This window comes from Enterobacter sp. DC1, from assembly GCF_000568075.1.
Lineage (GTDB): Bacteria > Pseudomonadota > Gammaproteobacteria > Enterobacterales > Enterobacteriaceae > Enterobacter > Enterobacter asburiae.
In genome coordinates this window covers 69,539-82,269 of record NZ_AZUA01000007.1, presented here as the reverse complement: position 1 = coordinate 82,269, position 12,731 = coordinate 69,539, and the positions used below count along the sequence as shown (strand labels likewise).

Below are 12,731 nucleotides of genomic sequence, written 5' to 3'. Positions count from 1 at the left end.
GCCCGGGGACAATCCCGGACGCTAATGTCTCTATCATATCATTAGTATGGCTGCCCTTCAGCCATTCACCTTCACAGCGCAGGGGTACGCGTGATTTATGCTGCAAAAACGACAAGAGATGACGTGTCATCTCGTCATGAACTATAGGTTTGGGTAATATGTCCCGAAATTTGCCGAGTCTGGAGAATTGCAATGCGTGGTGATTTTTACAAACAGTTAAACAGCGACCTCGACACCGCACGTGCGGAAGGGTTGTTCAAGGAAGAGCGTATTATCACGTCTGCCCAGCAGGCGGACATCACCGTTGCCGACGGCAGCCATGTGATCAACTTTTGTGCGAACAACTACTTAGGTCTTGCGAATCACCCTGAGCTGATTGCCGCTGCAAAAAACGGCATGGACACCCACGGTTTCGGCATGGCCTCCGTACGCTTTATCTGCGGTACGCAGGACAGCCACAAGCAGCTTGAGCAAAAGCTGGCGAGCTTCCTCGGAATGGAAGACGCGATTCTGTACTCCTCCTGCTTTGATGCCAACGGCGGTCTGTTTGAGACCCTGCTTGGCGCAGAAGATGCGATTATCTCCGACGCCCTGAACCACGCCTCCATCATCGACGGCGTACGCCTGTGCAAAGCGAAGCGTTTCCGCTACGCCAACAACGACATGGTTGAGCTGGAAGCGCGCCTGAAAGAGGCTCGTGAAGCGGGCGCTCGCCACGTGCTGATCGCCACCGACGGCGTGTTCTCCATGGACGGCGTGATCGCCAACCTGAAGGGCGTGTGCGACCTGGCGGATAAATACGATGCGCTGGTGATGGTCGATGACTCTCACGCGGTCGGTTTTGTCGGCGAAAACGGCCGCGGTTCCCACGAATACTGTGACGTGATGGGCCGCGTGGACATCATCACCGGTACGCTGGGCAAAGCGCTCGGCGGCGCGTCCGGCGGCTATACCGCCGCGCGTAAAGAGGTGGTTGAGTGGCTGCGCCAGCGCTCCCGTCCGTATCTGTTCTCCAACTCCCTGGCGCCGGCCATTGTTTCTGCGTCTATCAAAGTGCTGGAGATGGTGGAGTCCGGCGCTGAGCTGCGCGACCGCCTGTGGTCCAACGCCCGTCTGTTCCGTGAAAAAATGAGCGCCGCAGGCTTCACCCTGGCAGGTGCTGACCACGCGATCATTCCGGTGATGCTGGGCGATGCGGTCGTTGCGCAGCAATTTGCCCGCGAGCTGCAGAAAGAAGGGATTTACGTCACCGGGTTCTTCTTCCCGGTGGTGCCAAAAGGTCAGGCGCGTATCCGCACCCAGATGTCTGCGGCGCATACGCCTGAACAAATTGAACGTGCGGTGGAAGCCTTCACCCGCATCGGCAAACAGCTGGGCGTAATTGCCTGAGGACGTGTGATGAAAGCGTTATCCAAACTGAAAGCGGAAGAAGGGATTTGGATGACCGACGTGCCGGAGCCGGAAGTCGGTCATAACGATCTGCTGATCAAAATTCGTAAAACCGCCATCTGCGGTACTGACGTTCACATCTACAACTGGGACCAGTGGTCGCAGAAAACCATTCCGGTACCGATGGTTGTCGGTCACGAATATGTCGGCGAAGTGGTGGGTATCGGCCAGGAAGTAAAAGGCTTCCAGATTGGTGACCGCGTCTCCGGTGAAGGCCATATTACCTGCGGTCACTGCCGTAACTGCCGCGGCGGGCGTACGCACCTGTGCCGTAATACCATTGGCGTGGGCGTAAACCGTCCGGGCTGCTTCGCGGAATACCTGGTGATCCCGGCGTTTAACGCGTTCAAAATCCCGGACAATATCTCTGACGATCTGGCCTCCATCTTCGACCCGTTCGGCAACGCGGTGCACACGGCGCTCTCCTTCGACCTGGTCGGTGAAGACGTGCTGGTCTCCGGCGCGGGCCCTATCGGCATTATGGCGGCTGCCGTGGCGAAGCACGTGGGCGCGCGCAACGTTGTGATCACCGACGTGAACGAATACCGTCTGTCGCTGGCGCGCAAAATGGGCGTCACCCGCGCGGTGGATGTCTCGAAAGAGAGCCTGACCGACGTGATGGAAGAGCTGGGCATGACCGAAGGCTTTGACGTGGGTCTGGAGATGTCCGGTGCGCCACCGGCATTCCGCACCATGCTCGACACCATGAACCACGGTGGCCGTATCGCGATGCTGGGGATCCCGCCGTCAGATATGTCTATCGACTGGAACAAGGTCATCTTCAAAGGGCTGTTCATCAAGGGCATCTATGGCCGCGAGATGTTCGAGACCTGGTACAAGATGGCGGCGCTGATCCAGTCCGGTCTGGATCTGTCCCCGATTATTACTCACCGTTTCTCCATCGATGAGTTCCAGCAGGGCTTCGACGCGATGCGTTCCGGCCAGTCAGGGAAAGTGATCCTGAGCTGGGATAAGTAATCAAAAAGGGGCCTGAGGCCCCTTTTTTCATTGATTCTTTTTCTCTTCGTCCGTCAGGTAACGCACCTTGCGGGTGTAGTCCTGACCTTTGAACAGCAGTTTGTTATCCGGCGATTCAAGATACTTCTGCCATTCGGAGAGAGGGAAACCGCCGTGCGCGCCAATCACCTCTTTCGGCACAACGGCTTCCTGACCGCCGATCTTCTTGGAGACCGGCCAGTTCATCCAGTCGCCCAGGTTAACCGTTTTTAGATCCAGCATGTCCAGCAGCGCGGCGAGCGGCAGCTGATCGGTCGGCGGCTGCGTGTCGTCCATCAGCTCCCAGGTATCCTGGAACAGCGTCAGCCACAGCGGGCAGATGCGGCGCCAGGTCTTTTTAGTTGCCGCAAGAAACGCGCCGTTAACGTGATCGACCAGATACGGGCGCACCGTCTCTTTGTAATATGCCGGCACTTTCTCCGCTGGCGCACCGTCCAGCTTGGCAATCATTTTGCCTTGGCGGAAGCTGGAGTAGATGTGCATGTCGGCCATGTTGATCTCTGGCATTTTCAGCAAGTTGAGATCGGAATCGATCATCAATACGCCTTCACCGCGCGCCTGCAGCGGGGCGTTAAGCTTCACCAGACGGCTGAGATAGATTTGCTTATAGCGGTAACCTTCCTCACGAACCGGCAGGTTAAGCGTCACTACGCGTGTTTTCGGCGGCAGCACCCCAAAGGCGGATTCAGGCTGATCGCTGACGATGACGATTTCGCTCACCCCGGTGGCATAGCGTTCCGCGAAGGTGGCAGAGAGTAATGCTTCTTCGACGAAATCCGCGCCGGTACACGGAATCACAATAGAATCCACCGCAGCAAGCGCGCCCGTCACGGGCAGAGAGCTGTAAGGAATATTGTGTCGCCCGGTGATATGACGATAGCGAGCATTAAGAAATTTAAACATAGTTATCTCGTTTGGTTAGTGCGCGCCAAACACGGCTTCAACACCGCTGACATAGTTTTCGATGGCATAGGTATGACAGACGTTCTGGTATGCAGCCGCAGCCAGTCGAGCCCGCAACTCCGCGTCTGCCCAGATATTGTCCAGATGCTGTGCAAGTTGTGAAACATCGCTCCAGGGGAAGAGCAGCCCTGTCGAATCATGGTCAATCAATTCCGCTGTGCCGGTCACCTGAGAGCCAATAACGGGGATATTGAGAAGCATCGCTTCCAGCACCACGCGCGGCAGCCCTTCGCTTTTTGAAGCCAGAATAAAGGCGTCAAACGTAGCGAGGTAATCAAATGGGGTATTCTGAAAACCGGTGAAGATGACGTGGTTTTCAATTCCCAGCGTTCGGGCCTGTTCTGTTAAAGCGCGACGCTCGGCACCTTCGCCGACCAGCACCATTTTCCATTTCGCCTGGGGATGCTTCTGGCTGAACTGTGCCAGCGCCTCCAGCGTGTGGTGGTTGGCTTTGCGAGGGATTAACGACCCGATACTGCCGAACACAAACGTGTCGTCATCAATGTTCAGGCGCTGGCGCATCGCGCGTCGGTCAGGTAAAGGCTGGTGGATGTCGATGGCATTATTGACCGTCGTACACAGTTCGGGCCGGACGCCATGCTGAAGCAACACGCGTTCAACGCCGTGCGAGACCGCGATGATTTTTGTGGCATGGGCATTCACCAGCTTTACCAGCGGCGGGGTCAAAACAGGCTCAATGCGGCAGTGCTGGATCAACCGCGCCTGCAGCTTTGCCGCCGCGAGATAGCCTTCCTCATTTGAGCCCGGCTGGTTATTCATATAGAGCGTATCGAAACCGCCCTGCGTGAAAAGGGTTTCAATTTTGCTGACGTTAGGCCTGATGCGCCACATGATATCCACGTGACGCGTCAATGCCTTGCGGGCGCCGCGTGAGAAAAACAGCAGGCTACGTCCCGCTTCCTTCAGCAATTTGGCCCAGAGCGGCTGCGGACGTTGAGGGATCACGATGAGCGGGATCCCGATACCGTTGAGCACCTGGCCAATCGTCTCACCTTCAGCACGACTATAATCACTGTAAAAACAACAGGTAATATCGAATTTATCGCGATTAATTCGCTTCAGGAGCTCAAGCATACTGTTGGTGCCTCCCCCCCATTCTTTACCCGTATCCAGGAGGAGAATTTTACTTTTGTGCGGCATGTCTGAATCCGTGTGCTACCCTTCATCTGACTGCATTATAAAGAATCTGCTGAAATAAAATAGATTTTTCTATTTTATGGCGCTTCAGGATTAGACAAAATTTCAAGCGTGCTTATTTGGAAAGTGTGATTCTGGACTTTAATCGTCTCTACTCATTTATATAGTATTCATAATATTAATTTAGGCTGCTATTGAGAGTGGGAAAATGTTTAAAATAACGGTCTGCTTATTAACGTTTAATTCTGAAAGATTATTGCACGATGTTATTCCGCCCCTTTTGAAAATAGCGGATGAGGTCGTTGTCGTTGATTCAGGCAGTACGGACAAAACACGATATATTTGTGAAAGTTTTGGACTGCTACCTGTCTATAAAAAATTTGGCTGGCATGGCGAGCAGATGAACTATGCCATATCCTTAGCCAGCCATGACTGGGTCCTGTGCATCGACAGCGACGAAATTCTTGACCAGGAAACGGTTAATGCCGTTTTAACGTTAAAAGCAGGCGATGAGCCAGACCCCGGAATGGCATGGCGAATATGCCGCCACTGGTTTGTTCTGGGTGAAGAGGTCCGGACGATTTATCCTGTTTCATCACCCGATTATCCTGTGCGTCTTTTTAACCGTAAACAGTCCCGATTTAATAACCGACCGGTAGACGATCAGGTCGAAGGCTTTCTCTGTTGTGAACGTATTCCGGGCTATGTAAAACATGATACGTTTCCCACGCTGCATGAGCTTTTTAACAAATTAAATTGTTATACAACCCGTCTGGTTCAACATCAAAAAATACGGCCCTCTATCGGGCGCGGCGTAATCAGCGCCATCGGGGCTTTTTTCAAATGGTATCTGTTTAGCGGCGCCTGGCGTAAGGGCAAAGTAGGGGTGGCGACGGGGCTGTACGCCACAGCCTATAGCTTTTTGAAGTATTTCAAATCCTGGTATCAATTTCAGGAAAAAAAAGAGCCCGTTGCCAACGAGCAGACGGACTCTCAGATTGCGAAATAAGCGTCAGGCTTTCTTACCCCATCCCTGCCACTGCTGCTGGACGTATTTCACCAGCGTGCTGTTGCTGATGCTGTCTCCGATGACGGAGAAGAAGCGGGTCGCATAGACCGGTTCAAGCGGTTGCTTAGGTACACAGCGCTTCACGCCTCGGAACGGATTACGCGGCGCTGTCGGGACGGGCTGCGCAGAATTCGGTGTGGAGGTATCCACCTGCGGCTCGTTCAGCAGATCGCTCGGACGCACCAGCGTGATATCGGCAGGCAAGGTCGGCAGCATCTGCTGCAGGACGCGAACGGTAGACGGGTGCGGGTGACCGATGGCGATGGCTGAGCCATTGCGGCGGGCCAGCTGTACCGCGCGATTAAACTGCATGCGGATATCGGCTTCGTTCTGGGTATCGTCCAGGAACACCTTACGCTTAATCACCTTTACACCCGTTCCCTGAGCGGCACGCATCGCCTGGCTGTTGCCGATGGTCATGCTGTCGAGGAAGTAGAGGTTGTAGCGTTCCAGCGCCTGCATCACTTTGAGCATCCCGTACAGGCTTGATGTCATCGCGCTGCCCATATGGTTGTTCAGCCCTACGGCATACGGCACTTTGTTGTAGGCGTCGCGGATGATGCGCTCGATCTCCTCGCTGCTCATATCCGGGCGCAGGGTATCTTTTTCCAGCGGCTGCTTGCTGAGCGGTGCCATGGGCAGGTGAATCAGCACCTGATGACCGCTGTTATGGGCTTTGGTCGCCATTTCGCGCGCGTGGGGGGCATTCGGAAGGACGGCGACAGAGATGGCCGACGGCATCGTCAGCACCTGATTTTCATAGTGTGGACGATAACCGAAGTCATCAATCACGATAGCGAGTTTACCTGCATATACCGGTGCAGCCAGCGCCAGCGCGCTGACGACGGAGAAAACCATTCGACGAAATTGAAGCAAAACTTATCTTCCCAACCACGGCTGTGGATTGACCGCCTGACCCTGGCGACGAATTTCGAAATAGAGTGACGGGCGGCCCTGACCGCCACTGCTGCCCACAAGGGCGATGGGTTGGCCAGCGCGCACCTGCGTGCCGACGCTGACCAGCGCGCTCTGGTTGTAGCCGTAAAGGCTCATGTCACCTTTACCGTGTTCGACCACCACCACCAGTCCGTAACCCTGCAGCCAGTCGGCCAGAATTACGCGGCCATCGGCGATGGCTTTTACTTCGCTACCTTCAGACGCACCGATAACGATCCCTTTCCAACGTAGCTCACCCTGCAGCTGTTCGCCATAGCGATGCAGAATTGAACCGCGAACGGGCCAGAAAGCCTGACCGCGAGGAGAGCCCAAACCGCCGGTACGCGACATCAGGGAACGTTCGCTCTCGCTTGGCTTGTAGGTAGTGCCTTTGCGGGACGCTTCCTGCTGCTTATCGCGAACGGCCTGCGCCTCGCGAGCCTCTTTTTCGGCGCGCGCTTTCGCCGCCGCTTCCGCACGGGCGATGCTGTTACGCAGTTTTGATTCGTTGGCGCGCATTTCGCTGAGCTGGCTCTGACCTTCCTGAATGGAGGATTCAAGGCCGGAAAGGGTTTTCTTACGCTCGTTGCGCGCCTGCTCAAGCTTCGCCTGCTGGGCCTGCTGATCGTAGAGCAGAGTTTGCTGCTGGCTCTGCTTCTCTTCCAGCTCGGCTTTTTGCGTGGAGACCTCTTCGCGCGTCTGCTTCAGCTGCGCGATCGTCTCCTGACGCGCCTGGTTGAGATAGCCAAAATAGGCCTGCAGGCGCTGGCCGCGCTGGCTCTCTTCGCCGCTGAGGATCAGCTGGAGTCCCGTATGTTCACCCTGGCGGAATGCTGCATCAAGCTGTGCGGCAAGATTGCGCTCCTGCGCATCACGCTGGCGCTCAAGTTTGGCAATCGACGCGTTCATCTCGTCGATCTGTTTATTCAACTGGGCGAGGGTATTTTGCGTTTCTCGGAGTTTACGCGTGGCGGCGGAGATCGCCTCTTCCTGCTGCTTAAGCTGGGCGAGGAGGGCGGAGCGCTGCTGCTGCTGCTGGCGTACCGCACGCTCTTTGGCGGCGATATCGGCCTGAATGGATTTCAGCTGGTCGCGGTCATCCGCGTGGGCGGATGCGGCGCACAGCAATACGCCAGCGCTGAGTGCGCTGGCGTAAAACAGAGGTCTGACTGATAACCTAAGCGGCTTCACGACCCATGTGATTGAAAAAATCGCCTTTCCCCTCATGGGGAGCGATTATTCCACGATGAACAGCGGCTTACCAGTCATCTCTTCAGGGATCGGCATACCCATCAGCGACAGCATGGTTGGCGCGATGTCAGAAAGCTTGCCGCCTTCCACTGCTTTCAGTGATTTATCACCCACATAAATCAGCGGAACAGGCAGGTTGGTATGGGCCGTGTGCGCCTGGCCGGTCGCCGGGTCGCGCATCTGTTCAGCGTTACCGTGGTCAGCGGTGATCAGCAGCTGGCCGCCAACGGATTCAACCGCTTTTGTTACCTGCTCAACACAGTTGTCCAGCGCTTCAACCGCTTTCACTGCCGCTTCCATCACCCCGGTATGCCCCACCATGTCGCCGTTCGGGTAGTTACAGATGATGGTGTCGTACTTACCGCTCTCGATGGCCGCAACCAGTTTTTCAGTCAATTCTGCAGAGCTCATCTCTGGCTGCAGATCGTAGGTGGCCACTTTCGGGGAGTTGATCAGAATGCGGTCTTCGCCTTTGAACGGCTCTTCAACGCCGCCGTTAAAGAAGAAGGTCACGTGTGCATATTTTTCAGTTTCGGAAATACGCAGCTGCGTTTTGTCGTTCTTCGCCATCCACTCGCCGAAGGTGTTTGCCAGCGATGCTGGTGGATACGCGCAAGGCGCTTTGATGTCTGCCGCGTATTCAGTCAGCTGGATGAAATCGAGGTTTACCACTTTCTTGCGGGCAAAACCGTCGAAGTCGCTGTTGACGAACGCGCGGGTGATTTCACGCGCGCGGTCAGCGCGGAAGTTCATGAAGATCAGCGCGTCACCATCTTCCATGGCGGCGTCGGCCTGGCCTTCAGCGCGGATCACGGATGCTTTCACGAATTCGTCATTTTCATCACGTGCATAGGCCGCTTCCAGAGCTTCAACGGCGGTCGCGAACTGGAATTCACCTTTTGCCAGGGTCATCAGGTCATAGGCCTGTTCAACGCGATCCCAGCGGTTGTCGCGGTCCATGGCATAGTAACGACCAATGATGGACGCTACGCGACCTTTACCCAGCGCGGCGAATTTCTCTTCGAAGGCTTGCAGAGAGCCTTTTGCGCTGCGTGGTGGCGTATCGCGACCGTCCAGGAAGGCGTGCAGATAGATTTTTTCCGCACCGCGCTCGGCGGCCAGTTCAACCATCGCCATGATGTGATCTTCGTGGCTGTGAACGCCGCCCGCAGAGAGCAGGCCCATGATGTGTACGGCCTTGCCCGCGGCAACGGCTTTATCGACCGCGCCAGACAGCGTTGGGTTGGAGAAGAAGGTGCGTTCTTTGATTTCAACGTCCAGACGCGTCAGATCCTGATACACAATACGCCCGGCGCCGAGGTTTACATGACCGACTTCGGAGTTGCCCATCTGGCGGTCCGGCAGGCCTACTTCCAGGCCAGACGCGTCAATCAGCGTATGCGGACGTTTCGCCCACAGGGCATCCATGACCGGGGTTTTGGCGTTGAAAATAGCGTTATCCTGGCTATCTTCACGGTAGCCATAGCCATCCAGAATCACCAGTACCATAGGTTTTTTAGAAACCGACATTGCGACAACCTCATGCTCAAGAGTCAAAGTTTGCGTAATTTTACTACAGCTGAATCGATCAAATAGCCGCAGAAGATCAAAGAAAGCGCAGGGGCAAGATGTTCACCAGACCATTTTGAGGCATTTTTTTAGGTGGCATGCCGCAGAAAATGGATTAGGTTATGGTCGCTGGCTGTATTTGCCAGAACGCACAGGTATACTCCTGTCCTGGTTTTTTTTATCACTTAGTCGGGAGTAGTTACCCTCCATGCAAGAAATTATGCAATTCGTTAGCCGCCATCCGGTTCTGAGCATCGCGTGGATTGGCCTGCTGGCTGCTGTGCTGTTCACCACATTTAAGAGCCTGACGTCTAAAATTAAGGTTATCACCCGTGGTGAAGCGACGCGTCTGATCAACAAAGAAGATGCTGTCGTGGTCGATCTGCGTCAGCGTGACGATTTCCGTAAAGGTCACATTGCGGGCGCAATCAACCTGCTGCCAGCTGAAATCAAAGCGAACAACGTCGGTGAGCTTGAGAAACACAAAGCTCAGCCGATTATCGTTGTCGATGCGACCGGCATGCAGGCACAGGAATCTGCCAGCGCGCTTCATAAAGCAGGCTTCGAAAACGTAACGGTGCTGAAAGAAGGTATTTCCGGCTGGAGCGGGGAAAATCTTCCTTTGGTACGCGGCAAATAAGGAGTTCAGTCATGGCCAATATTGAGATCTATACCAAAGCGACGTGCCCGTTCTGTCATCGTGCGAAAGCGCTGCTGAACAGCAAAGGCGTCACGTTCCAGGAACTGCCGATTGACGGTGACGCGATTAAACGCGAAGAGATGATCAAACGTAGTGGTCGTACGACGGTTCCGCAGATTTTTATTGATGCGCAGCACATTGGCGGCTGTGATGACTTGTATGCGCTCGACGCCCGTGGTGGACTCGATCCGCTGCTGAGCTAAGAGACTTTAGGACAATTAAAAAGGGTATTTCCATGTCAGAACAAAACAACACCGAAATGACTTTCCAGATCCAGCGTATCTACACCAAGGACGTCTCTTTCGAAGCGCCAAATGCGCCACATGTTTTCCAGAAAGACTGGCAGCCAGAGGTTAAACTTGATCTGGATACCGCATCTACCCAACTGGCAGATGACGTGTATGAAGTCGTGCTGCGTGTGACCGTTACCGCGTCTCTGGGCGAAGAAACTGCATTCCTGTGTGAAGTACAGCAGGGCGGCATCTTCTCTATCGGCGGTATCGAAGGCAACCAGATGGCGCATTGCCTGGGTGCGTACTGCCCGAACATTCTGTTCCCGTATGCGCGTGAATGCATCACCAGCCTGGTTTCCCGCGGTACATTCCCGCAACTGAACCTTGCGCCAGTTAACTTTGATGCGCTGTTCATGAACTATCTGCAGCAGCAAGCTGGCGAAGGTGCTGAACAACATCAGGATGCCTGATGAGCACTGTTAATGCGTCAATGACTGTGATCGGTGCCGGCTCATACGGCACCGCTCTTGCCATCACGCTGGCAAGAAATGGTCACGAAGTGGTTCTCTGGGGCCACGACCCAAAACATATCGCCACGCTGCAGCGCGACCGTTGCAACGTCGCGTTTCTTCCGGACGTTCCGTTCCCTGACTCCCTGCACCTTGAAAGCGACCTTGCGACCGCGCTGGCGGCCAGCCGCAACATTCTGATTGTGGTTCCGAGCCATGTATTTGGCGACGTGCTCCGTCAGATTAAGCCGCTGATGCGCCCGGATGCGCGCATTGTCTGGGCGACAAAAGGACTGGAAGCCGAAACCGGACGCCTGCTGCAGGACGTTGCCCGCGAAGCGCTGGGTGATGAGATCCCGCTGGCGGTCATCTCCGGCCCGACCTTTGCCAAAGAGCTGGCCGCTGGCCTGCCGACGGCGATTTCGTTGGCCTCCACCGATCAGGCCTTCTCCGACGATCTTCAACAGCTGCTGCACTGCGGCAAGAGCTTCCGCGTCTACAGCAACCCCGATTTTATCGGCGTGCAGCTGGGCGGTGCGGTGAAGAACGTGATTGCGATTGGTGCCGGGATGTCAGACGGCATTGGTTTTGGTGCCAATGCGCGTACGGCGCTGATCACCCGAGGACTGACCGAAATGTCCCGCCTGGGCGAAGCGCTGGGTGCCGATCCGGCCACCTTTATGGGGATGGCTGGCCTGGGCGACCTGGTGCTGACCTGTACCGACAACCAGTCGCGTAACCGCCGCTTTGGCATGATGCTCGGACAGGGCAGCGATGTTAAAGGCGCGCAGGAGAAGATTGGTCAGGTGGTTGAAGGCTACCGCAATACCAAAGAAGTCCGCGAGTTGGCGCACCGTTTCGGTGTCGAAATGCCAATAACCGAGGAAATTTATCAGGTATTGTATTGCGGAAAAAATGCGCGCGAGGCAGCATTGACCTTATTAGGTCGTGCGCGCAAGGACGAGCGCCGCAGTAGCTAGTCGGAACCGTTGTCACCTGAATGACCCAGCCAGCGCAGAACTGGCTGGTCATTAACTATCGTCTGGAGTAAGCAATGCCGTGTGAAGAACTGGATATCGTCTGGAACAATATTAAAGCCGAAGCCCGGGCGCTGGCCGACTGCGAGCCTATGCTGGCCAGTTTCTACCACGCGACGCTACTCAAGCACGAAAATCTCGGCAGCGCGCTGAGCTATATGCTCGCCAACAAGCTGGCGTCCTCGATCATGCCTGCTATCGCCATTCGTGAAGTGGTGGAAGAGGCTTACGCTGCAGACCCGGAAATGATCGCCTCTGCCGCCTGCGATATCCAGGCCGTGCGCACGCGTGACCCGGCGGTCGATAAATATTCTACGCCGCTGCTGTACCTGAAAGGCTTCCACGCCCTGCAGGCTTACCGCATCGGCCACTGGCTGTGGAATGAAGGCCGCCGCGCGCTGGCGATCTTTCTGCAAAACCAGGTTTCCGTGACGTTTCAGGTCGATATTCACCCGGCGGCAAAGATTGGCCGCGGAATCATGCTCGACCACGCCACCGGGATTGTCGTCGGGGAAACGGCGGTGATTGAAGATGACGTCTCGATCCTGCAGTCGGTTACCCTGGGCGGTACCGGTAAAACCAGCGGCGATCGCCATCCGAAAATTCGTGAAGGGGTGATGATTGGCGCGGGTGCCAAAATCCTCGGCAATATCGAAGTCGGGCGCGGCGCGAAGATCGGCGCAGGCTCCGTGGTGCTCCAGCCCGTGCCACCGCATACCACCGCCGCTGGCGTACCGGCGCGCATCGTCGGTAAACCAGACAGCGATAAGCCGTCCATGGACATGGATCAGCACTTCAACGGCATTCACCATACCTTCGAGTATGGTGACGGCATCTGAG

Annotated in this window: 13 protein-coding genes; 8 read left to right on the top strand and 5 right to left on the bottom strand. The window is 55.6% G+C overall.

Annotated elements, in window-relative coordinates; translation table 11 throughout:
- Positions 1-192: 192 nt before the first annotated feature.
- Positions 193-1,389 carry a glycine C-acetyltransferase gene (gene kbl / locus P346_RS04445; protein WP_032661893.1) on the top strand — a complete coding sequence of 399 codons (1,197 nt, stop codon included), beginning with the start codon at positions 193-195 and terminating at the stop codon, positions 1,387-1,389.
- Positions 1,390-1,398: 9 nt separating this feature from the next.
- The gene (gene tdh, locus P346_RS04450) at positions 1,399-2,427 is read left to right on the top strand and encodes an L-threonine 3-dehydrogenase (protein WP_023309906.1); all 1,029 of its coding nucleotides are present in this window, start codon (positions 1,399-1,401) and stop codon (positions 2,425-2,427) included.
- 27 nt (positions 2,428-2,454) lie between these two features.
- On the opposite strand, the gene P346_RS04455 is transcribed toward tdh, so the two are convergent.
- Both P346_RS04455 and P346_RS04460 read right to left on the bottom strand, forming a co-directional pair.
- Positions 2,455-3,369, bottom strand: a complete 915-nt coding sequence (locus tag P346_RS04455; protein WP_032661890.1) for a hypothetical protein — start codon at positions 3,367-3,369, stop codon at positions 2,455-2,457.
- 15 nt (positions 3,370-3,384) lie between these two features.
- The gene (locus P346_RS04460) at positions 3,385-4,590 is read right to left on the bottom strand and encodes a glycosyltransferase (protein WP_032661887.1); all 1,206 of its coding nucleotides are present in this window, start codon (positions 4,588-4,590) and stop codon (positions 3,385-3,387) included.
- 205 nt (positions 4,591-4,795) lie between these two features.
- Between P346_RS04460 and P346_RS04465 the strand changes: the two genes are divergently transcribed.
- Positions 4,796-5,596 carry a glycosyltransferase family 2 protein gene (locus P346_RS04465; protein ID WP_032661885.1) on the top strand — a complete coding sequence of 267 codons (801 nt, stop codon included), beginning with the start codon at positions 4,796-4,798 and terminating at the stop codon, positions 5,594-5,596.
- Positions 5,597-5,599: 3 nt separating this feature from the next.
- On the opposite strand, the gene P346_RS04470 is transcribed toward P346_RS04465, so the two are convergent.
- Genes P346_RS04470 through gpmM form a run of 3 tightly spaced genes read right to left on the bottom strand, consistent with a single transcriptional unit; the run spans position 5,600 to position 9,373 of the window.
- Positions 5,600-6,532 (bottom strand): divergent polysaccharide deacetylase family protein, encoded by a 933-nt coding sequence (locus tag P346_RS04470; protein ID WP_032661881.1) that lies wholly within the window; start codon positions 6,530-6,532, stop codon positions 5,600-5,602.
- A gap of 3 nt (positions 6,533-6,535) precedes the next feature.
- Positions 6,536-7,795 (bottom strand): murein hydrolase activator EnvC, encoded by a 1,260-nt coding sequence (gene envC / locus P346_RS04475; protein WP_229231479.1) that lies wholly within the window; start codon positions 7,793-7,795, stop codon positions 6,536-6,538.
- Positions 7,796-7,828: 33 nt separating this feature from the next.
- Positions 7,829-9,373, bottom strand: a complete 1,545-nt coding sequence (gpmM, locus tag P346_RS04480; RefSeq protein ID WP_032661879.1) for a 2,3-bisphosphoglycerate-independent phosphoglycerate mutase — start codon at positions 9,371-9,373, stop codon at positions 7,829-7,831.
- Between the two features lie 247 nt (positions 9,374-9,620).
- Between gpmM and P346_RS04485 the strand changes: the two genes are divergently transcribed.
- From P346_RS04485 to cysE, 5 genes are all read left to right on the top strand, one after another.
- Entirely contained in the window at positions 9,621-10,052 is a 432-nt protein-coding gene (locus P346_RS04485) for a rhodanese-like domain-containing protein (RefSeq protein WP_023309913.1), read from the top strand.
- Between the two features lie 11 nt (positions 10,053-10,063).
- Positions 10,064-10,315, top strand: coding sequence for a glutaredoxin 3 (gene grxC / locus P346_RS04490; protein ID WP_023309914.1), 252 nt, complete (start codon positions 10,064-10,066; stop codon positions 10,313-10,315).
- A gap of 32 nt (positions 10,316-10,347) precedes the next feature.
- Positions 10,348-10,815 carry a protein-export chaperone SecB gene (secB, locus tag P346_RS04495; protein ID WP_003860835.1) on the top strand — a complete coding sequence of 156 codons (468 nt, stop codon included), beginning with the start codon at positions 10,348-10,350 and terminating at the stop codon, positions 10,813-10,815.
- Positions 10,815-11,834, top strand: coding sequence for an NAD(P)H-dependent glycerol-3-phosphate dehydrogenase (gpsA, locus tag P346_RS04500; RefSeq protein WP_032661876.1), 1,020 nt, complete (start codon positions 10,815-10,817; stop codon positions 11,832-11,834). The genes secB and gpsA overlap by 1 nt, the downstream gene beginning before the upstream one ends.
- 74 nt (positions 11,835-11,908) lie before the next feature.
- Complete coding sequence (gene cysE, locus P346_RS04505) at positions 11,909-12,730, top strand: serine O-acetyltransferase (protein WP_008502718.1); 822 nt, start codon at positions 11,909-11,911, stop codon at positions 12,728-12,730.
- Position 12,731: the final 1 nt, after the last annotated feature.

Excerpts from the sequence above, each read along its gene's own strand:
- secB (WP_003860835.1), top strand. The coding sequence starts at position 10,348 with ATGTCAGAACAAAACAACACCGAAATGACTTTCCAGATCCAGCGTATC.
- tdh (WP_023309906.1), top strand. The coding sequence starts at position 1,399 with ATGAAAGCGTTATCCAAACTGAAAGCGGAAGAAGGGATTTGGATGACC.
- P346_RS04455 (WP_032661890.1), bottom strand. The coding sequence starts at position 3,369 with ATGTTTAAATTTCTTAATGCTCGCTATCGTCATATCACCGGGCGACAC.
- kbl (WP_032661893.1), top strand. The coding sequence starts at position 193 with ATGCGTGGTGATTTTTACAAACAGTTAAACAGCGACCTCGACACCGCA.
- P346_RS04460 (WP_032661887.1), bottom strand. The coding sequence starts at position 4,590 with ATGCCGCACAAAAGTAAAATTCTCCTCCTGGATACGGGTAAAGAATGG.
- P346_RS04465 (WP_032661885.1), top strand. The coding sequence starts at position 4,796 with ATGTTTAAAATAACGGTCTGCTTATTAACGTTTAATTCTGAAAGATTA.
- gpmM (WP_032661879.1), bottom strand. The coding sequence starts at position 9,373 with ATGTCGGTTTCTAAAAAACCTATGGTACTGGTGATTCTGGATGGCTAT.
- cysE (WP_008502718.1), top strand. The coding sequence starts at position 11,909 with ATGCCGTGTGAAGAACTGGATATCGTCTGGAACAATATTAAAGCCGAA.
- grxC (WP_023309914.1), top strand. The coding sequence starts at position 10,064 with ATGGCCAATATTGAGATCTATACCAAAGCGACGTGCCCGTTCTGTCAT.
- gpsA (WP_032661876.1), top strand. The coding sequence starts at position 10,815 with ATGAGCACTGTTAATGCGTCAATGACTGTGATCGGTGCCGGCTCATAC.
- P346_RS04485 (WP_023309913.1), top strand. The coding sequence starts at position 9,621 with ATGCAAGAAATTATGCAATTCGTTAGCCGCCATCCGGTTCTGAGCATC.